17 protein-coding genes are annotated in these 21,659 nt (G+C 63.9%); 9 read left to right on the forward strand and 8 right to left on the reverse strand.

From position 1 onward, the window contains the following. Nucleotides 1–17: 17 nt before the first annotated feature. The 7 genes from LL253_RS00085 to LL253_RS00115 all read right to left on the reverse strand — a co-directional run bounded on the left by LL253_RS00085 (nucleotide 18) and on the right by LL253_RS00115 (nucleotide 8,193). On the reverse strand, nucleotides 18–2,327 hold the full coding sequence (locus LL253_RS00085) for a TonB-dependent receptor (RefSeq protein ID WP_228225766.1): 2,310 nt from the start codon (nucleotides 2,325–2,327) through the stop codon (nucleotides 18–20). Nucleotides 2,328–2,397: 70 nt separating this feature from the next. Further along, nucleotides 2,398–2,673, reverse strand: a complete 276-nt coding sequence (locus LL253_RS00090; RefSeq protein WP_228225767.1) for a ribbon-helix-helix domain-containing protein — start codon at nucleotides 2,671–2,673, stop codon at nucleotides 2,398–2,400. Beyond that, on the reverse strand, nucleotides 2,673–3,395 hold the full coding sequence (phbB, locus tag LL253_RS00095) for an acetoacetyl-CoA reductase (RefSeq protein ID WP_228225768.1): 723 nt from the start codon (nucleotides 3,393–3,395) through the stop codon (nucleotides 2,673–2,675). Before phbB ends, LL253_RS00090 begins: the two co-directional genes overlap by 1 nt. A gap of 25 nt (nucleotides 3,396–3,420) precedes the next feature. Further along, nucleotides 3,421–4,422: a ferrochelatase gene (gene hemH, locus LL253_RS00100; RefSeq protein WP_228225769.1), complete on the reverse strand. Its 1,002-nt coding sequence runs from the start codon at nucleotides 4,420–4,422 to the stop codon at nucleotides 3,421–3,423. Continuing rightward, entirely contained in the window at nucleotides 4,419–6,686 is a 2,268-nt protein-coding gene (locus LL253_RS00105; RefSeq protein ID WP_228225770.1) for a molybdopterin cofactor-binding domain-containing protein, read from the reverse strand. The genes hemH and LL253_RS00105 overlap by 4 nt, the downstream gene beginning before the upstream one ends. 39 nt (nucleotides 6,687–6,725) lie before the next feature. After that, nucleotides 6,726–7,160, reverse strand: a complete 435-nt coding sequence (locus LL253_RS00110; RefSeq protein WP_009822192.1) for a CoA-binding protein — start codon at nucleotides 7,158–7,160, stop codon at nucleotides 6,726–6,728. 67 nt (nucleotides 7,161–7,227) lie between these two features. Next, nucleotides 7,228–8,193, reverse strand: coding sequence for an Mrp/NBP35 family ATP-binding protein (locus tag LL253_RS00115; RefSeq protein WP_323133382.1), 966 nt, complete (start codon nucleotides 8,191–8,193; stop codon nucleotides 7,228–7,230). 74 nt (nucleotides 8,194–8,267) lie between these two features. On the opposite strand from LL253_RS00115, the gene hflK reads away from it, so the two are divergent. From hflK to LL253_RS00145, 6 genes are all read left to right on the forward strand, one after another. After that, nucleotides 8,268–9,395, forward strand: a complete 1,128-nt coding sequence (hflK, locus tag LL253_RS00120; protein ID WP_228222758.1) for an FtsH protease activity modulator HflK — start codon at nucleotides 8,268–8,270, stop codon at nucleotides 9,393–9,395. Beyond that, nucleotides 9,395–10,243, forward strand: a complete 849-nt coding sequence (hflC, locus tag LL253_RS00125) for a protease modulator HflC (RefSeq protein ID WP_009822195.1) — start codon at nucleotides 9,395–9,397, stop codon at nucleotides 10,241–10,243. Before hflK ends, hflC begins: the two co-directional genes overlap by 1 nt. 134 nt (nucleotides 10,244–10,377) lie before the next feature. Continuing rightward, the gene (locus LL253_RS00130) at nucleotides 10,378–11,877 is read left to right on the forward strand and encodes a Do family serine endopeptidase (RefSeq protein ID WP_009822196.1); all 1,500 of its coding nucleotides are present in this window, start codon (nucleotides 10,378–10,380) and stop codon (nucleotides 11,875–11,877) included. Nucleotides 11,878–11,976: 99 nt separating this feature from the next. Beyond that, nucleotides 11,977–13,587: a helicase HerA-like domain-containing protein gene (locus tag LL253_RS00135; protein ID WP_228225771.1), complete on the forward strand. Its 1,611-nt coding sequence runs from the start codon at nucleotides 11,977–11,979 to the stop codon at nucleotides 13,585–13,587. Nucleotides 13,588–13,776: 189 nt separating this feature from the next. After that, the gene (locus tag LL253_RS00140) at nucleotides 13,777–15,114 is read left to right on the forward strand and encodes a LysM peptidoglycan-binding domain-containing protein (protein WP_228225772.1); all 1,338 of its coding nucleotides are present in this window, start codon (nucleotides 13,777–13,779) and stop codon (nucleotides 15,112–15,114) included. A gap of 50 nt (nucleotides 15,115–15,164) precedes the next feature. Beyond that, entirely contained in the window at nucleotides 15,165–15,602 is a 438-nt protein-coding gene (locus LL253_RS00145) for a hypothetical protein (protein WP_228225773.1), read from the forward strand. Between the two features lie 33 nt (nucleotides 15,603–15,635). On the opposite strand, the gene LL253_RS00150 is transcribed toward LL253_RS00145, so the two are convergent. Then, nucleotides 15,636–17,777, reverse strand: a complete 2,142-nt coding sequence (locus LL253_RS00150; protein ID WP_228225774.1) for a TonB-dependent siderophore receptor — start codon at nucleotides 17,775–17,777, stop codon at nucleotides 15,636–15,638. Between the two features lie 284 nt (nucleotides 17,778–18,061). On the opposite strand from LL253_RS00150, the gene LL253_RS00155 reads away from it, so the two are divergent. Genes LL253_RS00155 through LL253_RS00165 form a run of 3 tightly spaced genes read left to right on the forward strand, consistent with a single transcriptional unit; the run spans nucleotide 18,062 to nucleotide 21,622 of the window. Then, nucleotides 18,062–19,369 carry an MFS transporter gene (locus LL253_RS00155; RefSeq protein WP_228225775.1) on the forward strand — a complete coding sequence of 436 codons (1,308 nt, stop codon included), beginning with the start codon at nucleotides 18,062–18,064 and terminating at the stop codon, nucleotides 19,367–19,369. Next, complete coding sequence (cysK, locus tag LL253_RS00160; RefSeq protein ID WP_228225776.1) at nucleotides 19,366–20,283, forward strand: cysteine synthase A; 918 nt, start codon at nucleotides 19,366–19,368, stop codon at nucleotides 20,281–20,283. The genes LL253_RS00155 and cysK overlap by 4 nt, the downstream gene beginning before the upstream one ends. A 10-nt stretch (nucleotides 20,284–20,293) precedes the next feature. After that, nucleotides 20,294–21,622, forward strand: coding sequence for a cell wall hydrolase (locus LL253_RS00165; protein WP_228225777.1), 1,329 nt, complete (start codon nucleotides 20,294–20,296; stop codon nucleotides 21,620–21,622). The last annotated feature ends 37 nt before the right edge of the window (nucleotides 21,623–21,659 follow it).

The following is a 21,659-nucleotide window of genomic DNA, read 5'->3' on the forward strand; positions in this document are numbered from 1 at the left end:
CGCGGCCCAAACCTACGTCAAATCTTGTAATTGAGCGTCAGGACCCAGGACCGCCCCTCCCCTGGATTGGCCCAGCCATTGTTGCGTACGCTGGTGAAATATTTCTCATTGGTGAAATTCTGGACATTGAGCTGCGCAGTCAGACTTTCCGTGACCGGATAGGAGAGCATCGCCCGATGGACCAGATAATCGTCCGTCTTGTACATCGGCGCACCAGTCGCATTGGAAAGATACCAGCTGCCCTGATAGGTCAGGCCATAGCCCAGTTGCAGCCCAAACGGCAGCGTGTAGGTCGTGAACAGACTGCCCGAATGCTTCGGATTGTTCGTCATGGGGTTGCCGGCCTGAAGATCGACCACACCCTGCGATTTCTGATAATCGGAAATGCTCTGGATTACCTTGGTGTCCAGATAGGTATAATTGGCGAAGATCGTCCAGGCGGGCGTTATGTTGCCAGTGGCGCCCAGCGTCACCCCATTGACCCGGTTGCGTCCGTCATTGACGGCCAGATCGCCGACCAACGGGTCATTGGAGGTGACCCGGTAGTTGGTGCGCTCGTTACGGAACAACGCCGCGCTCAATTGCAACTGGCGGTCGAACAAATCGATCTTGCCGCCAATTTCGTAATTGACTGCCTGTTCAGGCTTGATGTTGCAGGGGTCGGTGAAGTTATTGCCTTCATCGGCAAGTCCGCAGCCCGATCGCACGGTGGTGCTCACCGGGTTCTTCGAATTGCCGTAAGCGACATACAGGCTGGCATAGTCGACAGGCTTGAACACCAGACCTACGCGGTAGGAAAAGAGGTCGTCCGTGGACTGCTGCCGCGCGCCGGCGCTATATGCGCCGCCAAGCGCCGGTGTCGCGATGCTGTCTGACCGGAAACGGGCGCGATTATGCTCCCAGCGGATACCGCCATTGAGTTCGACCTGCTCCACGATCTTGACCGCTGCGAAGGCATAGGCGGCGACGTTGAACAGGTCGCCGTCATCGCGCCGGGTGCGGATCGGATTGACGGGCCCGGTATAAATGGCATCGGGATTGCTAATGTCGATCGGATCGAGCGTCGGGTTGGGCAAGGCACCACCGACATTGCGCAGCACGTTACCGCTGTCGAGCGTGTAATCTTCCTGCAACGCGGACGTGCCGATCACCAAGCTATGACCACCTGGAATGGCAAAGGTCAGATCAAGCTGGTTGTAGAGGGTCTGGTTCTCGGTATTGCGGAAGCCGCCCCGTGGTCCTCGAGGATAATAGGTGCCGGGCACCTGCGTATCCGAGCAGGGATCGCCATTCGCCAGCAGACCGCTGGCCAGGCAATAATCGCCCTGTGGCGGATTGACGATCAGCTCCTGTTCAACCCGCTGCCAGCGCGACAGATTACGGATGGAAAAGACGTCGCTGAAGCGATGATCGAAGATCGCGGTGGCCTGATCGATCGTCTGGTCCTGCTTGTCCAGATTGCGATAGCCATAATAGCCGCTGTAGGGCACGCCGGGCAGAATACCGTCGTGAAAGGCATTCTTGTAATAGGGCACACCGTATAGCGGCGTGTTCTGATCTTCCTGATGGGTGTAGAGCAGCGTCAGCGAGGTTGGCCCTTCAAGTCCAAGCTTCACAGAGGGCGCAACGCCCCAACGTTCGTAGCGATCGACGTCGCGGCGCGGCACGTCATTTTCATGATACATGGCATTGAGCCGCACGGCCGCGAAGTCGGACACGCGCACATTGCTGTCGACCGTCGCGCGATAATAGTCCGACGTGCCGATACCGCCCTGAACCAGCGTCTCATCATAGCCCTTGGGCCGCTTGGTGACGATATTGATGTTGCCGCCCATCGCTCCGGACCCGCCATAAACGGAATTGGCGCCGTTGGTGACTTCGATCTGTTCGATATTGAACGGGTCAGTGCGGCTATATTGCGCGCTGTCGCGCACCCCATCGATGCTGATATCGGTATTGGCACTCTGACCGCGCAGATTGATATTGTCGCCATAGCCGCCGCCGCCTTCACCCGCGCCGAAGGTGATGCCGGGGATCGTCGACAAAACGTCGCGCAGGGTCAGCAAATTCTGCTTCTGGATGGTCTGGTTGCCGACGATGGTAATCGTCTGCGGCATGTCCAGCAGCGGGCGCACATATTTGGGTGATTCCGGCTTGTCGACCTTGATCGCAGGCTCGTCGATAGCGGTGTCGGTGACAGTCATTCCGCCCAGTTTGCGGGCGGTTTCATCCCCCTGCGCCTGCGCCTGCGCCTGCGCGGCACCGGAAAAGGCCAGAGCGCCGACGCAGCCGAGCGCAAGAAAAGAGGTGGATGCGATTTTGGACATGGATAGTCTCCCCCATATTGTCGAGGAGGCTGCTATTGCGAATCGTTCTTATAGTCAAATGCTATTGCAACTAATTCTTATCACCAATTGCCGCCAGCCGCCGAAACAGCCAGCAGCGGATTGCGCTCGCCAGATTGGGCGCAGGATCGGCCGCCATGCGCGCAAGGTCGATCCGCGCGATCAGGGCGTTGACGGGAACGGATCCGTCGTCGGCCGCGCGGCGTAGCGCGTCCCAGAATATGGGTTCCAGACTGATGGCGGTCTGGTGGCCGGCGATGGTGACGCTCCGCTTCACCGGCGGGGCGAAGGGCGACCCGTGAGGATCGTCAAGGTCGCCCATGTCCATCAATACATATGCTGGCCGCCGTTGATCGACAGCGTGCTGCCGGTCACGAAGCCGCCATCCTCGCTACAGAAAAAGGCGACGCCGCGCGCGATTTCATGGGCCTGCCCCAGCCGGCCGACCGGGATCTTGGCGACGATCTTTTCCAGCACAGGGGCAGGTACGGCCGCGACCATGTCGGTGTCGATATAGCCGGGCGCGATGGCATTGACTGTCACGCCACATTTGGCGCCTTCCTGCGCCAATGCCTTGGTAAAGCCATGGATGCCCGACTTGGCGGCCGCATAATTGACCTGGCCATATTGACCCGCCTGGCCATTAACCGAACCGATATTGACGATGCGGCCCCAACCCCTTTCGCGCATGCCGCCGAAACAGGCCTTCGCCATATTGAAGCAGCCGCCAAGATTGATGCGCATGACCTCATTCCAGTCGTCGAAGCTCATCTTGGCGAGCACGCCGTCGCGGGTGATGCCGGCATTGTTGACGACGATGTCGACAGGCCCGATCGCTTCGGCGACCTGCGCGCAGCCGTCGAGGCACGCCTGATGGTCGCCCACGTCCCATTTGAAGGCAGCGATGCCGGTCTTGTCGGTGAACGCCTTGGCCTTTTCGTCGTTGCCGGCATAGTTGGCGGCGACGGCATAGCCCATTTCCTTGAGCGCGAGACTGATTGCCTCCCCGATGCCCCGCGTACCGCCGGTTACGATCGCCACTCTCGACATATCAGCGTCCTCTTCCAAACAGGGGTCAGTCCATCCAACCCGAAAGTTCGCGGCCTATAAGCCTCTGGTAAAGGGTGATAGCCTCCGCGGATGCGTTTAGACAGGGCAAATAGGCGAAATTTTCCCCGCCAGCGGCCAAAAAAGCCTCTTTTGCGCGCATGGCAATCTCTTCGAGCGTCTCAAGGCAGTCCGCTGAAAAGCCTGGTGTTGCCACGGCAATGTTTCGGACACCTTCGTGCACCAATTTGGCCAGTGTTGCTTCGGTCTCAGGCTCAAGCCATTTGGCCCGCCCGAAGCGCGACTGGAAACTCATATGGACCGGTATTGACAAGGCCTCCTCCAGCAGTCGCGCGGTCTTGACCGAATGACAGTGGTAGGGGTCGCCCAGTTTCAGCGTCCGTTCGGGCATGCCATGAAAGCTGGCGAGCAGCGCATCGGGGCGGAAGGACAAGGCGGTGATGGCCCCTTCGATCGAGCGGCGCAGGGCGCCGATATAGGCGGGGTCGTCATGATAGGGCGGCAGCGTGCGCACGGCCGGTTGCCAGCGCATCTTTGCGAGGGCCGCAAAGGCCGCGTCATTGGCAGTGGCGGTCGTTGCACCGCTATATTGCGGATAAAGCGGCGCCAGCAATATACGATCGCACCCGGCTTGCTTCATCGCCTTCAGCCGCTCGCCGATGGCGGGATTGCCATAGCGCATTGCCCAGTCGACAAGCACTCCACCCCCCATAGCATCCTGAAGCGCCTGCGCAGTGGCGCGCGTGTAGACGGCGAGCGGCGACCCTTCCGTCATCCAGACCTGTTGATAGGCGTGGGCCGATTTTTTCGGCCGCGTCGTCAGGATCGCGCCGCGCAGGATCGGTTGCCACAGCAATGGCGGAATTTCCACGACACGCCGGTCGGAGAGAAATTCGGCCAGATAGCGGCGGACCGAAACAGGGTCTGGCGCATCCGGCGTGCCTAAATTGATGAGCAGCACACCCACCATTGGCGCGGGGATGACGGGATGATCGGCTGGCGGGGTCATGGCGTTCCTACAAGGGGCAGGCTGCGGATGCGCTGGCCAGTCCATGTATAAAGGGCGTTGGCGATGGCGGGAGCCATAAGCGGCGCGACGAGATCGCTGGTGCCGGCGGGATCGGCCGTGCTGCGGATCATCTCGACGGATACCTCTCCTATGTCGGCCAATCGTGGCAGGTTCATTCGGCCCAGGATAGCGCGGGTCGGGAGGCCGTGCGCATAAGAAACTGATGCGCCGGTTGCGAAGGCGAGGCCGAAGACAAGGCCGCTTTCGATATGCTGGCGGGCGATATCGGGATGCACCGGATCGCCAGCGTCGACGGCGGCGATGATCCGGCCGACCGAAAGCCGGTCACCCGACATGGACGCTTCCACCATGACGGCGGCATAGGCCCCGTTGATCATGTGCGCCGCCATCCCCTGCCCGCTGCCGGCCACGCCGCCCTGCCAGCCCCCCATCGCGGCCGCGGTGGTGAGGCAGTGCGCCAGGCGGGGATTGCCGCCCAGCATCTGGATGCGGAAGGACATGGGCTCGATATTGGCAAGATGCGCCAGTTCGTCGATGAAACTTTCGGTGAAGAAGGTGCCATGCAGACGCGCATTGCCGCGCATGAAGCCAAGCGGCAGGCCGACATCGGCCGGATAATGATCGATCGCCCAATTGGGAATGGCGTAGGGCGGCACCATGCCCGCGACGGCGAGCCGGTTCGCACTTTCGGCCCCGTCCTGCGCGGCTTCATGCGGCAGCTTGCCGTCGGCGATGCGCGCCCATGTCTGTGTCATCGCGCAGGGCGCGGCGACCTTTGCCAGCCAGCCTTCGATCGCGCCATTGCGCCCGACCTTGGCGGCCATGCGCGCGCGCGCCGGCGCGCTCGGTCGATCCTGGATGACATCTTCCAGCCGCGACCATAGGAGTTGCACCGGTCGCCCCATGTCACGGGCGATCATTGCGGCCTGAACGCCCACATCCCAGTCCATCGCCCGGCCGAAGGACCCGCCTGCATGGAGCGGATAAAGTGTTACCGCGTCCCGGGAAAGGCCAAGCGCATCGGCGATGGCATCGCGGGCCAGACCGGGGGCCTGGGTAGCCATCCATATTTCCGCGCCGCCCTCCGTGACGCGCGCGGTGGCGCAGGGCGGCTCGATCGCGAGATGAAGGGCAGCATCGACCTGATATTCGCTCGCCAATATGGTCGCGCCGTCGAAGACCGGCTCCAGATCGCCTTGCGCATAGAGACGGCGGCCCGATGATTTGGAAAATGCCGCCTCCAGCGCAGCGTCGATGCCTTCGCTGCTGACCGCTGTCCCGCGCAGGGTGAAAACAGGGTCGGCAAGGTCCAGCGCCTTGTTCGCCGCCCACCAGTTGCTTGCCACCGCGGCGACCCAGCGATCCTGCTTCACCAGCTTGAGGAAACCCGTGACGCTACTCGCAGCACGATCGTCCAGCCCGGCAAGGGTCGCATCGCCAATTGGTCCCTGTCGGATGGATGCGAACACCATGTCAGGGAGGCGGACGTCGGCGGCAAAATTATGCGTGCCGTCGATCTTTGATGGCGTGTCCAGACGCGCAAGATCCTGCCCCGCCAGCCGGCCATCCTGTCCCTGCCGGTAAGGCAGGATCGGCGGCAGGTCGAACGCCATCGCCTCGCCGGCCACATCGCCGATCTTCATCCGCCGCTGCGCCCCATCGGAAATGAGGCCTTCCTGTATGTCGCAGCTTTCCCAGGGAATGCTCCAGCGCGCAGCCGCCGCCTTGCACAGCAGAACGCGGGCCGCAGCGCCCGCATCGCGATAGGCGTCATGGAACATCGGGATCGACGTGCCGCCGCCTGTCAGCATCAGCGCGCTGCGGGTCGCATATTGGTCGATCGCCCAGCGTCCGGCGTCGCCCAGCAGCCGGGTCCAATCGCTGGCCAGCCATTCGCGCGCTAACAGCTCATTGGCGTAAAGTGGGCTTATCGGCGCGCTTTGCACGGCGACGGTGCGCCAATCCGCGCCCAGTTCGTCCGCCAATATCTGCGGCAGAACCGTCGTTACCCCTTGCCCCATTTCGGTCTGGGGGACGACAACGATGATCTGGCCCGATCGGTCGATCTTCAGGAAGGCGTTGACGATGGTTTCCGTAGGGCCGGCAGCGAGGTTGGGCGCGTAGGTGCGCGGCCAGGCGCCCCACGCGAGCAAAAGCCCTGCCGCCGCCCCGCCGCCGATCAGCAGCGTCCGCCTATCGAGGCCCTTTCCTCTGTCCAATTGCTTCCGCGGTGCGCGCCCCATGAGCTGCCTGATACTGGCGCGCAATGCTGCTGCCTAGAGCTATTCGGCGCGGATCGGCGCGACGCCCAGACGGGGAATTTCGATGGCGGGGCAGCGGTCCATCACCACATCCAGGCCAGCCGCCTCCGCACGTGCCGCCGCAGCTTCGTTCACGACGCCGATCTGCATCCAGACCGCCTTGGCACCCACGGCGATGGCGTCATCCACCGCCTCGCCAGCCGCTTCGCTGCGGCGGAAAATATCCACCATGTCGATCGGCACGCCGATGTCTGACAGGCGCCCCCAGACAAATTCGCCATGGACATGCTCGCCCGCCAACTGCGGGTTGACCGGGAGCACGCGATAGCCATGATCCTGAAGGAAGGCCATGACGCCATAGCTCGGCCGATCCGGCCGATCCGATATGCCAACCAGCGCAATGGTGCGGGTGCGCTCCAGCAGCGCGGCAATATCCTGCGGGTGGGTAAGCGGCACGGCTTTCTCCTTATCTGGTCAAGACAGAAGATGCACGAGGCGGCCAGACGTTCCCCGTCAGCCCCGATCAGGCGGGCTGGTCCAGCCACGCCGCCACCTTTTGCCCGATCGCGCGGAAGGCGTCGGCATGGGGGCCTTCGCCTGCCGCCGGCGGATCGCCTGCGTCGGACTGGCGGCGAATATCGATGGCGAGCGGCACGCGGCCCAGGAACGGCATGGACAGCGCCGCCGCTTCCCGTTCCGCGCCACCCTGACCGAACGGGTCGGAAATTTCGCCGCAATGGGGGCAGGCATAGCCCGCCATATTCTCCACCAGCCCCACCATCGGCACGCCGGCCTGCGCGAACAGGCTGACGGCGCGCGTGGCGTCGATGAGGGCGAGGTCCTGGGGCGTCGACACGATCACCGCACCGGCAGGCTTGTGCTTTTGCACCATCGACAGCTGAATGTCGCCCGTGCCCGGCGGCAGGTCAACGACCAGCAGGTCCGTATCGCCCCAGTCAGCGTCGATCAGTTGGCCAAGTGCGCCGCTCACCATCGGGCCGCGCCAGGCCAGCGCCTTGCCCGGTTCGACCAGATGCGCCATCGACAGCATCGGCACGCCCATCGCGCCGGTGACGGGGATCAGTTTCTTGTCGCGGGCGACCGGCTTTTGATCCTCGCTGCCCATCAGCCGCGCCTGCGACGGGCCGTAAATATCGGCATCGACCAACCCGACTTTCAGGCCAAGGCGGCGCAGCGCGATGGCAAGGTTCGCTGACAGCGTCGATTTGCCAACGCCGCCCTTGCCCGACGCAACGACCAGGATGCGCAGCGGACGACGCTCGGCAGTCATGGCGATCCGCACATCGCTGACGCCGGGCACGGTCAGGCCGCCTTCCCGGATGGCCGCGATCAGCCCGTCGCGCTGATCGGGACCAAGGCCGCCCACGTCGAGAGAGAGCATCATCACCCCGTCGCGCAGCCGCGGCGTGCTGGCGCGGCCATCGGTCAGGGTCTTCAGGCGGGCGGCGAAATCGTCAAGATCGGTCATGCCGACGCGCTGTAGGCAAGTTTCGCGCCCATTGGCACTGTTTTTCGGGCGAGAGCCTTCCTATAGAGGGTGTCATGAGAAGAATTTTCGGGTGGATGCCCGCGATCACAGCGATGGTCCAAGGCCCCTGGGGGGGCAAGAATGACGGACCCGGCGGGGACGGACCAAAGGACGGCGACGGCGGGCCGCGCAACCCCTGGACTCAACCCGGCAAACCGACCGGCGGCGGGCAGAAGGGTCCTTCCGCGATCGAAGAACTGTTGCGGCGTGGTCGCGACAGCTTCGGTCAGGGTGGCGGCGGACGCAATGGCGGCTTTGGCGGCATGCCGCCCTCGGCCGCCGGCAAGGCGCTGTGGCCGATCGCAATCGGCATCATCCTGGTGCTGTGGCTGCTGCTCACAAGCGTGCATCGCATCGGCCCGCAGGAACGCGGCGTCGTGACCTTCGTCGGCAAATATAGCCGCACGCTGTCCCCGGGGATCAGCCTGACCCTGCCGGCCCCGTTCGAGGCGGTGACGACAGTGGACGTGGAGGAAATCCGCACCATCGACATCGGATCGTTGAGCGCGGAAAGCGAAAATCTGGTACTGACCGGCGACCAGAATATCATCGACCTCGCTTATTCGGTACGCTGGAACATCCGCAATCCCGAACTCTACCTGTTCCAACTGTCCGACCCTGACGACACGGTGCGCGAAGTGGCGGAAAGCGCGATGCGGGCGGTGCTGGCGAGTGTCAGCCTGGACGACGCGCTGGGCGCGGGCCGCACCACGATCGAACAGCAGGTCGAACAGCGGATGCAGGAGATATTGGACGGCTATAAATCAGGCATCCGCATCCAGGGCGTCGCGATCAAGCAGGCCGACCCGCCGACCGCCGTCAATGACGCGTTCAAGGAAGTGTCGGCCGCACAGCAGACCGCGCAGACCTACCTTAACGAAGCACGCGCCGCCGCGCAGCAGGTGACGGCCAAGGCGCAGGGCGAGGCCGCCGCCTTCGACAAGGTCTATGAACAATATCGGCTGGCACCCGAAGTGACGCGCCGGCGCATGTATTATGAAACCATGGAGAGCGTCCTGTCGGATGTCGATAAGACCATCGTCGAGGGGAGCAACGTGACCCCCTATCTGCCGCTGCCCGAAATCAAGCGGCGCGCGCAGGCGACGCCTGCGCCCGAAGCATCCAGCACGGAGGGCCAGTGATGCCCGGATTCCTGCGTCATCCCGTCGCGCTGGCGATCATCGCGCTGGTCCTGCTGATCATCGTCGGCAGCACGGTCGCGATCGTGCCTGAGACCAAGCAGGGCGTGGTCGTTCGCTTCGGCGACCCCAAATATATCATCAACAGCTATCGCGCGAGCGAACCCTTTGGAAAGACCGGCGCGGGCATCATCCTGCGCGTGCCTTTCGTCGACCAGATCGTGTGGATCGATAAGCGCGTCCTGTCGGTCGAGATGGAGCGGCAGCAGGTGCTGTCGACCGATCAGCTGCGGTTGCAGGTCGATGCGTTCGCGCGATACCGCATCGTCGATCCGCTGCGTATGTATATCGCAGCGGGCAATGAGGAACGGGTGAGCGACGCGCTGCGGCCGATCCTGGGTTCGGCCTTGCGCAACGAACTGGGCAAGCGCCCCTTTGCCGCCCTTCTCAGCCCTGAGCGGGGCCAGGTGATGGACAATATCGAGGCCGGCCTCAATCGCGTCGCCCGGCAATATGGCGCGCAGATCGTCGACGTGCGGATCAAGCGGGCCGACCTGCCCGATGGCGCGCCGCTGGAAAGCGCGTTCAACCGGATGCGCACCGCCCGGTCGCAGGAGGCGCTGACCATCCGCGCGCAAGGCGCCAAGCAGGCGCAGATCATCCGCGCCGAAGCGGACGCGAACGCTGCCCGCATCTATGCCGAAAGCTATGGCAAGGACCCGCAATTCTACGATTTCTACCGGGCCATGCAGAGCTACCGCTATACCTTCGCGCCCGAACGCAGCGGCGAGACGAACATCATCCTGTCGCCGGACAATGAATTCCTGCGGCAATTCCAGGGCCGACGTTAATCCCGCTGGCAAAGCGGCTGCTTTGTTACGGAACCAGTGTCATTCAATGAGGGTTAAGGCAAGGCGGCGCATTTCTCGGCTCTCCCTAGAGTCCCGCCTTCCATTTCCTGAAGACCAGAAGAGGACCTTCACGAGTGCGTTACGCTTATGCCATCACCGGCGCCCTGCTGCTCGGCGGCACCGCCATCGCCGTCACCACCAGTTCCAATGTCGGCGCGCAGGTCGCGCAGAATGAAGGCTTGCAGGCCGCAGCGCCCGCCGGCGCTCCCGCTAGCCTGGCCGACATGGTTGAGAAACTGCAACCGGCCGTCGTCAACATTTCTACCAAGCAGCGCGTCCAGGTTCAGAACCCCTTTGCCGGCACGCCGTTCGGTAACCTGTTTGGCCAAGGCCAGCCGCAGACCCGGCAGGCCCAATCGCTGGGTTCCGGCTTCATCATTTCGGCCGATGGCTATATCGTCACCAACAACCATGTGGTGTCGGCCGGCGCGGAAGGCGCGAGTGTCGAGCAGATCACCGTGACGATGACCAACCGCGAGGAATATACCGCCAAGCTGGTCGGGCGGGATGCCGCCACCGACATCGCGGTGCTCAAGATCGAGCCGAAAAAGGCCCTGCCCTTCGTCAAGTTCGGCGACAGCAGCAAGGCGCGCGTGGGCGACTGGGTCGTCGCGATCGGCAATCCCTTCGCGCTGTCGGGCACCGTGACAGCGGGCATCATCTCAGCGCTGCATCGTGGCACTGGTGGCACCTACGACAAATTCATCCAGACTGATGCGTCAATCAATCAGGGCAATAGCGGCGGCCCGATGTTCGACATGCGCGGTAATGTGATCGGCATCAACAGCCAGATCCTGTCCCCTTCGGGTGGCAATGTCGGCATCGGCTTTGCGATCCCGTCGGAACAGGCAGAACCGATCGTCAGGACACTGATGAAGGGCCAGACCGTCAAGCGCGGTTATCTGGGCGTGCAGATCAGCCCGCTGGGCGAAGACCTGGCCGAATCGCTGGGGCTGGCCAAGAATAGCGGCGAGTTCATTCAGGGCGTCGAACCAGGCAAGGGCGCGGACAAGGCCGGGATCAAGGCGGGCGACGTGATCGTCAGCGTCAACGGCCAGGAAGTGAATCCGGACCAGAATCTGTCGTCGATCGTCGCCAATCAGCCGATCGGGTCCAAGGTGCCGATCGTCCTCATTCGCAACGGCCAGCGCATGACGGTGACCGCCGTCGTGGGCGAACGACCGCCCGAAGACGAGCTGAACAGCTTCGCCCAGAGCCAGGATGATGAGGATTTCAGCCAGCAACAGCAGCAGACGCCCGGCAAGGCCGCCGAACAGTCGCTGGGTATCGCAGCGATTCCGTTGACGCCCGGCATCATCCGCCAGCTCGGCATCCCGACCGACACGCGCGGCATTGTCATCACGGGGGTCGACGGGTCGACCGACGCGGGTGCCAAGGGGCTGCGCCGGGGCGACGTCATCATTAGCGCCAATAATCGCCCGGTCACCAGCCAGGCGGAGCTGGACGCACAGGTGAAGGCGGTCGCGGGTCAGGGGCGCAACGCCATCCTGCTGCAGGTGCTGCGTCGCGGCCAGCCGCCGATTTTCCTGCCGGTGCGGATGCGCGACAAGTAAGGGACAAACGCCCTCTCCCCTTGTGGGCGAGGGCGATGTTCGGCTAATTCCGTCATCCCCGCAGGCGCGGGGGTGGCGGTTTTTTTGTGGGGGATCGCGATGAGCGACGGACTTTTCATCGGCCTTGGTTCACCGGACAAGGCCGGCGGCGTTCCCCAGACGCTGAACCTGCGCCGTGCCAACCGGCATGGCCTGATCGCAGGCGCGACCGGAACCGGCAAGACCGTGACGCTTCAAACCATCGCCGAGGGTTTTTCAGCGCGCGGCGTGCCCGTTTTCCTGGCCGATGTGAAGGGCGACCTTTCCGGCATCGCGATGGCAGGATCCCCGACCGCGAAGAATGCCGACAAGCTGGTGGCGCGCGCGCGGGAGGTCGGCGTCACCGACTACAGCTATGCCGATAATCCGGCGATCTTCTGGGATCTTTATGGGCAGCAGGGCCACCCCGTGCGCACGACGGTCAGCGAAATGGGGCCGCTGCTGCTGGCGCGGCTCATGGGCCTCAACGACACGCAGGAAGGCGTGCTGTCGATCGCCTTCAAATATGCCGATGACGAAGGGCTGCTGCTGCTGGACCTAGGCGACCTGCAAGCAATGCTGGCCTATTGCGCCGACCATGCCAGCGAGCTGTCGGCGCGCTACGGCAATGTGAGCAAGGCCAGCGTCGGCGCGATCCAGCGGCAGCTGTTGCAGCTGGAGACCCAGGGCGGCGATTATTTCTTTGGCGAGCCTGCGCTCGACATCCACGACATGCTTCAGCTGGACGAGAAAGGGCGCGGCTACATCAATGTGCTGGCCGCCGACAAGCTGATGCAAAGCCCCAAGCTCTACGCCACATTCCTTCTATGGCTGCTGTCCGAACTGTTCGAAACGCTGCCCGAAGTCGGGGACCCGGAGAAACCCAAGCTGGTCTTCTTCCTCGACGAAGCGCATCTTTTATTCGAAGACGCGCCCAAGGCGCTGACTGACAAGATCGAGCAGGTGGTGCGCCTCATTCGATCGAAAGGCGTGGGCGTCTATTTCGTGACGCAGAACCCGATCGACATTCCCGAGGATGTGGCCGGGCAGCTGGGCAACCGCTTGCAGCATGCACTTCGCGCCTTCACGCCACGCGACCAGAAGGCGATCAAGGCGGCGGCCGACACATTTCGTATCAACCCGGACCTGAACGTCGAAACCGCGATCACGGAACTCAAGGTCGGGGAGGCGCTGCTATCCCTGTTGCAGGAGGATGGCGCCCCGGGCGTGGTGCAGCGGACGCTGATCGCCCCGCCCCGATCCCGATTGGGTCCGATCAATGCCAAGGAGCGTGCGATCATCCAGTCCATTTCCCCGTGCGCCGGCAGATATGACGAGGCGATCGATCGCGAATCGGCCGAAGAGATATTAGCGGCGCGGGCGGATGCGGCGGCGGCGGCGGCGGCGGCCGAAAAAGCCGAAGCAGAAGCAGAAAAGGCTGCGGCGGCCCAGGCCAAGCTGGAGGCAAAGCAGCGCGAAGCAGAATTGAAGCGGCAGGCCCGCGAGGCTGCGCGGCCAAGCAATCTGGATCGGGCGATGCAATCGGCCACGCGGTCGGCTGCGTCCTCTGTCGGGCGGCAGGTCGCCAATGAACTGGGGCGTGCGGTTTTCGGCGGAGCGTCGCGGCGAAAGTCTTCGGGCAGCATCGCGGGTCAATTGGTGCGCGGCATTTTGGGCGGCCTGTTCAAATAGAAGCAAGCCGACAGCGAACAGGACACATGCGCGGCTATTTTCAACATGCACTCATAGCCATATGGTTATGGGATCGATGGATGGCGGCTGGCGCGCGATAGGTCGCAGTCACCTAGTCGGTCCGACTAGAGACGAGGCGGCCGGCGCCTGAGACTATGCTGCCCTGACACAACGACAGGAGCAGGGTCGATGGTGAGTGGCGTTTCAGCGGCTGAAAACAGCGCGACCAACAATGTGCAGACAGCGACGAACGAGCCTGGCGGCAGCCATCAGGTGCACGCGGGAGAGACGTTGTCGCAGATCGCGCAGCGTTACGGCACCGATGTCGGCACGCTGGCGGCGCTCAACGACATTCGCAATCCCGACCTGATCCATGTCGGCGACCAGCTGACTCTGCCGGCGGGCGCCGCACAGGGCTATGAGGTCGCATTCGGCGACACACTGGGCAAGATCGCGGCGCGCCACGGCGTCGGGCTGGACGCGCTGTTGTCGGCCAATCCGCAGATCGCCGACCCCAATCGCATCTTCCCGGGCGACCAGCTGTCGATCCCCGCCAACGATACGGCTGCGCCCGCGACGGAAACGCAGCAGGTCGCGCCGGTCGAGGGCGCGCCGCGCGTCGAGGGTGGCACGCTGGCGCTCAGCGAAACCGACATCACCAACATCAAGAAGACGCTGCAGACCGAATGGGTGCAATCAGCCGGCGACGCGCAGGCGCATGGCATCATCGACACCATCCTGAACCGCACAGCGTCGGGCCATTGGGGCGACAGCGTGTCGGACGTGGTGAATGCTTATAATCAGTTTTCCGACATCAACGGGCCGATCGCCCGCGCCGACGGCCGCAATGCCGTGGAGGATATTCCTGAGAGCCAGATCAGCACCCGCGTCGACCAGATGGTGGACGATTATCTGGCCGAGCGGGCGGCAGGCACGCCATCGTCCGTGGGATCGCACCTCAATTACGCCAATCCCAATTATAGCAGCCCCAACAATCTGGGCTGGATCAATGCGCTGGACGGACCAGTGCTGGGCCGGGGCGATGCGGTCCACCATCATGGCACGGTGCCCGAACTGGACCGCTATCGTCCCGATGATTTTGCCGTGGCGCTGCCCGGCACCGCTGCGGCTGAGACTGCGCCGGCCGACCAGACGCCTGTCAGCGGCTCGATCGACGGGCGCGCGGCGGCGGCGGCTAATGGCGTGCACGTCAAGAGCGAGGCTGTGCAGATCAGCCGGCTGGATGCCGAAATGGAGCCGGCCATTCGCGCGGTCGCGCAGGCGGCGCAGCGGCTGAGGCTGCCCACTCCGGTCATCACGTCCGGCAATGACAGCCGCCACATGAATGGGTCGCTCCATTATAGTGACCAGGCGCTCGATTTCCGCGGCAACAATATCAGCGCGGCGCAGGGCCAGGCCTTTCAGGACGAAGTGCGCGCGATATTGGGCGAACGCTACGACGTAGAGTTTGAAACCTTCGCCAATACAAGCAACAATCACCTGCATGTGGAGTTCGACCCGGACTGAACCGAGGGACTGACGAGATGCGGCGATGGAGGCTAGCCCCCGCCGGGGCGATGATGCTGCTCGCAAGTGCGGGGTGCGCGCCAGCGGGCGACGCATCCCAGCGGCAGATGGAAGAGACTGGCACGCCCGCCCGTGCCGCTGCGGCCATCACGGCGCAAACGACCAGTGCGAGCGCGCAGTCGCGCCTGCTGGGCAAGAGCGATTTCACCCTGCGCGGCAAGCCCGCCTGCAAGATCGCCTATGCCTATGCCGGCCATGCGCCCGATACGCTGTTCTGGGAGGAGCCCTGCGCCGACGTCACGGCGCGGCTGGCAGGTAAGAGCGGTCTTCAAGGCTGGGGCAAATGGCGGCGGTTGGACGACCATGCTCGCAAGTTCGTGCAGGCGATGCCTGGCGGCCGCGTCCTCTATGTCGAGGGCCGTTTCAGCGCGTCAGTCTATCCTGTCGGGACGAGCGGCGAGGCCTATGAAGTGACCGTGGCGGATTGAGGGGCGCGGCGCACGCCGCGTCCCCCGGCCGCATCAGAAACGGTAGGTCGCGCCGATGGTGAAGTTGCGCGGCGCGCCATAGCGATACTGGCTGAACGAGCCCATATTGCTGTAGAATTTTTCGTCGAACAGATTGTCGACATTGGCCTGTAGCTGCAATTGCGGCGTCACCGCATAGCGTGCCATCAGCGCGACCAGCGTATAGCCGTCCTGCTGGAAGCGGAAGGCCGCGCCGGTGACGGGATTGGCCCCGTCCGAATAGGCCTTGCTGCGATAATTGATGCCACCGCCAACGGTGAGGCCGTCAAGCGCCCCGCCCAGATCATAGGTGGTAAAGATTTTCAGCAGCTTGCGCGGCTGGTCGGTGTTGGCGGGAACATCGTCGGCATCCTCCGCCTTGAACTGGCTGTAGCTGGCATTGACGTTCCAGCCTGGCATCGGCTGCCCGGTGACTTCCAGTTCGAACCCCTTGCTGACCACGCCCGCGGCCGCGCGATAGGGCTGGAACAACAGCCCATCGACGATGATCTGAGGCCCATCCATCTGCCCGACATTATCCTGTTCAATGCGAAATAGCGCGACCGAGGTTTGCAAAGCGCCGCCAAAGAAGCTGCTCTTAAGGCCGATTTCATAGGCATTGCCGTCCAGCGGATCGAGCAGCCGCCGTTCGCGATCGTAAAGATTCTGCGGCTGGAAAATCTTGGTATAGCTGGCGTAGACCCGGTGGTTGGGCGTCAGGTCATAGAGCGCGCCGACATAGGGAATGAAGACATTGTCGTCGCCATAGTCGCTGGTCGCGCCCCAGGCATAGCCGGTCTGTTTCCAGCTGGCGATGCGGCCGCCCAATATGACCTTGAGCGGATCGGCGATGTTGAGGCGCATCGCGCCATAATAGCCGGTCTGCTTGATCCGTTCCTGTTCGTTGCGCACCGGCGTCGTGCCCCAGATGGGCTCGGGATAGGGCACGCCTTCCTGCCCGATGACGGGCAGGTCGGTGAGCCATGGCAAAGGCGCTTCGAAATTGTCGGTGTGGCGTTTGAGGACGCTGTGCAGCGCGCCGAGCACCACTTCATGGTCGCGGCCGAACAAAGGCACCAGCCCCTTCAATTGCGCATCGAAGCTGTTCTGGATGCTTTGCCCCGACGATTTATAGGGATTGGTGCCGTCCATCGTGCCCGTATCCTTGTCCACGGTGCCGTACAGATAGAGCAGCTGCGTATCGCCGGTGTTCTTGAGGCGGTTATAGTTGAGCGTGAGGTTCCAGCGATCCCCAAATTCCTGGCGCACGGTGGCAAAGATATTCTGGTTGGTTGTGTTCCAATAGGTCCAGTCCGCCGCCGTGGTCTGCGATCGCGGCAGGTCCGTCACCGAGCCGTCGCTGTAGAAGGTGGGCAACGCGCCCCAGGTGATGCCGCGCGGCTTGGTATCCTGATGACTGATGCCAGCGCGGACCAGCGTGGTATCCGTGAGGTCAGCGTCGACGACGCCATAAAGCACCCATTTCTTGCGGTGCTGAATGTCGATATAGCTGTCCCCTTCCTCGTACCGGCCGACCAGGCGGGCCCGCACGCGTCCGTCGGCGGTCAACGGGCCTGCGACATCTGCGGACAGACGCCAGGTATCCCAGCTGCCGATGCTGGCGCTGGCATAGCCGGTCAATTCGGTCGCGTCGGCATGTTTGCGCACAAGGTTGACGGAGGCGGATGGATCGCCCGCGCCCGAGAGCAGGCCAGTCGCGCCGCGGACGATTTCCACCCGTTCATAGATGGACACGTCGATGCTGGTTTCGCCATTGCCCCCCGCCAGCGTCCAGGCCGCCGGCACGCCATCGACCTGCGTATTACGGATTTCAAAACCACGCGCGAAGAAGCTGTTGCGCACATCATCAAATTCATTGGCGGAGACGCCGACCGCGTTGGTGATGACGTCCTTCACCGTAATGAGATTCTGATCGAGGATACGCTGCGCGGTCATGATGCTGACCGATTGCGGCGTTTCGAGCGTGGTGAGGCCAAGGCCGGTCGCGGTGTCTATCTTGTTTTGCAGCGTATAGGTGCCGGTGACGACGATCGTCTCTTCATCAGGCGCGCTTGCAGCGTCGGGCGCCTGGGCAAAAGCCGGCGCAACGAAGGCACACAGGGCGGCAGTGGAAAGCCAGGCGAAGGTCCGTGTCATGGTGCGATTGTCCCCCATATATGTTCGTTGCGGCCCGCTAATCACAATGCGAATAATTTGCAATAGCTTTTACGTCTGTGTTTTTGAATAGGAGCAATCCAATGCTGATACGGATGCAGCCGGGATGCTCAGGATGCAGGCAAAATGGCGGGAAGCTAGTTCGTCCCTGCCGATCGAAGCTGTCGAGCGCGGGGGGATAAGCGCCAGCGACAGCCTCAAGCCGCCGGTGGCATCTGCCACGCGTTGCCGTTGCCCGCCTCCCCCGTCCCGGCTAAGGCGCGGCCATGACCGTGCCTGACGCCCCGCCCCGCCATCCGCTGCGCTTTCCCGATTTCCGCGCCTATCTGGTCGGCCGGCTTTGCGCGGTGCTGGCGCAATATGGCATGATGATCGTGCTGGGGTGGCAGGCCTATAATATCGCGCGCGAAACGATGACGACCGCCGGCGCCTCGGCGCAACTGGGGCTGATCGGGCTGGCGCAGTTCTTGCCGCTTTTTTTCCTGACGCCCATCACGGGATGGGTGGCCGACCATTTTGACCGTCGAATCATCACCCGCATCACATTGTCGGTGCTGGCGGCGGCGTCGGGGCTGCTGGCCTTTGCGACCTATGAAGGCTGGGTCAGCCTGCCGCTGATATTCGGCATGGCGGTGATTGTTGGCACGGCGCGCGCGTTCAACGGCCCGGCCTATGGCGCGCTGGCCCCCAATCTGGTGCCACTGGCGGTGCTGCCCAATGCCATCGCCATTTCCTCAGTCGCGTGGCAGGCGGGCATGATCGCGGGGCCGGCGCTGGGCGGCTATGCCTATGCCGCGACGCCCTGGGGCGCTTATGCCATGGCGGCTGGCCTGTTCACCGTGGCGCTGGGCGCCATGCTGCTGATCGGCCCGGTGCCGCAGCCACCGCGTCAGACGGGTCGCCACCCAGTCCGGCAGATGATCGACGGCTTTGCCTATGTGAAGGGCAACCGGCTGGTGCTGGCTACGATCACACTGGACCTGTTCGCGGTGCTGCTGGCGGGCGCGACGGCGCTGCTGCCGGTCTATGCCCGCGACATATTGCATGTGGGATCGACGGGCCTGGGCCATCTGGCGGCAGCGCCGGGCATCGGCGCGGCGGTGACGGCTTTGTGGTTTTCGTTCCGCCCGATGAAAAGCGAGGTGGGGTTGAAGATGCTGGGTGCGGTGATCCTGTTCGGCATCGCCACCATCATATTCGGGTCCACCGCCTTCCTGTCGCGCGACATTGCCATGCCCGTGGGCCTGGGCTCGCTGGTCGTGCTGGGCGGCGCGGACATGGTGTCGGTGTTCGTGCGCCAGTCGCTGGTGCAATTGCATACGCCCGACGCGATGCGCGGGCGCGTGTCGAGCCTGTCGCAGCTCACCATTTCGGCGTCCAACGAACTGGGCGAGGCGGAATCGGGTTTTCTGGCCGCGCTGGTCGGCCCGGTGGCGGCGGTGATCGGAGGCGGCGTCGGCGCAATCATCATTACCTTATTATGGTCGCGGCTCTTTCCAGAATTGCGCCTTGCACGTAGCTTTGATCCACCCGACATCGGGCGCGCGGAAATCAGCCAGGAGAAGGCATCATGAAAGCAGCCACGATACTCGAAACCATCGGCAACACGCCGCATATCCGGATGCAGCGCCTGTTCGGCGACGCGGAAGTGTGGATCAAGTCGGAACGGTCGAACCCCGGCGGGTCGATCAAGGACCGGATTGCGCTCGCCATGATCGAGGCGGCCGAAGCCTCGGGCGAGCTGAAGCCGGGCGGCACCATCATTGAACCGACATCAGGCAATACCGGCGTTGGCCTTGCCATGGTGGCGGCGGTCAAAGGCTATAAGCTGGTGCTGGTCATGCCCGAAAGCATGTCGATCGAGCGGCGACGGCTGATGCTGGCCTATGGCGCGAGCTTTGACCTTACCCCGCGCGAAAAGGGGATGAAGGGCGCGATCGAGCGCGCGCTGGAGCTGGTCGGGCAGACGCCGGGCAGCTGGATGCCGCAGCAGTTCGAAAATCCCGCCAATATCGACGTGCATGTGCGCACCACCGCGCAGGAAATCCTGGCCGATTTCGCCGACGCGCCGATCGATGCGCTGGTAACGGGCGTGGGCACGGGCGGCCATATCACCGGGGTGGCCGAGGTGCTGAAAAAGCAATGGCCCGCGATGAAGGTCTTTGCCGTCGAACCGACGCTTTCTCCGGTCATCAGCGGCGGCCAGCCCGGCCCGCACCCGATTCAGGGCATCGGCGCGGGCTTCATCCCGGCGAATTTGCATACGCAGCTGCTCGACGGCGTGGTGCAGGTCGATCCGGCGGATGCCAAGGACTATGCCCGCCGGGCCGCGCGTGAGGAAGGGATGCTGGTGGGCATATCGTCCGGCGCGACGCTGGCGGGCATCGCGCAAAAGCTGAAGGACATGGCACCGGGCAGCCGGGTGCTGGGCTTCAACTATGATACGGGCGAGCGCTATCTGTCCGTGCCCGATTTCCTGCCGGAATAAGCCGCCCTGCATGGCCGCGCGCGCCGACGCCCCCTCTCCCCTCGCATGGATCGCCTGGGCGCTGATCCTGATCGGGCTGCCCATGGCGGTGGCCGGATGGGAGACGCGCGGCCGTGACGTGGCGCATGGCCCTGGACCGGTGCGCGGCCGCGTCGCGCGCATCGAGCAACCGCCCAGCCCGCCGCCGCCGGTCGAGCCGGTGGAGGTCTATGCATTGGAGCGGGACGAGGCGCGGCGGTTCAATGCGGCGGTGCCTTTTTCCAAACTGGCCAATCCGGCGGCGCGGCCCTTCGTCTTTGCAGGGTCGCCCGAGGATCTGGCGCGGGCGGTCGATTGCCTGGCGGCAGCGCAAATCTACGAGGCGGGCGACGATGCCACAGGCGAGCAGGCGGTGGCACAGGTCGTGCTTAATCGGGTGCGCCATCCCGCCTTCCCCAAGACGGTGTGCGGCGTGGTGTTTCAGGGGCAAGAGCGGCGCACCGGCTGCCAGTTCACCTTCACCTGCGATGGCGCGCTAGCGCGCACCCCAGGCGCTGCGGCCTGGGACCGGGCGCGCGAGATCGCCAGGGCGGCGCTGGCGGGCAAGGTCTTCAAAGCGGTGGGATACGCCACCCATTATCATACCGATTGGGTCGTGCCCTATTGGAGCGGCAGCCTGGACAAGATCGCGGCGGTCGGCACGCATCTCTTCTTCCGCTGGCGCGGATGGTGGGGAACGCCGCCCGCCTTTCGCTTCACGCGCGACGGCGGCGAGCCGCTGATCGGCAAGATCGCGAGGCTGTCGCCCGCGCATGTGGGCGGCGAGGTTCCGGTGATGGCGCAGGACGCGCCGGTCGTGACGGCGGGCGGGCTGGAGGCGCTGGTGACGCAGCCGCGCAAGAGCATCGGCGCGGATATGCTGGGCAAGTCGGTCGCGGGCGTGAAGCTGGCGGTGCTGGGGCCGGACGGCAAGAGCTTCCTGGTGGAATTGCCGGGCGGCGGATCGCCCGACAGCTGGCCCGCGCTCGCCCGCACATTTTGCGCCGGGCGGCTGGAATGCCGGATCATGGCGTGGAAGGCGGGCGCAACGCCGGGGAAGCTGCCGCTGACCGACCCGCAACTCGACGCGATGAGCTTTGCCTATATTCACGATGCGGGCAGCGGATTGCAGCGCGCGCTGTGGAATTGCGAACAGACGCCCCGGCCCAAGGAGCAGTGTATGCGGCGGCGGGTGGCGGCGGCGCCCCCTGCCCCACCGGCCGATGCCGGCCTTGCCGGCGTGCGCAAGAAGGAGCGCTTCGAAACGGTAACGATCGCGCCGGTGAACCCGCCGCGCGCCGCGCAGTCGCGGCAGGAATAAGTCGGCGATCGCGATGGCGGATCGCACATTCCATATC

It is taken from the genome of Sphingobium soli, from assembly GCF_020782245.1.
In the GTDB taxonomy this organism is placed as follows: domain Bacteria; phylum Pseudomonadota; class Alphaproteobacteria; order Sphingomonadales; family Sphingomonadaceae; genus Sphingobium; species Sphingobium soli.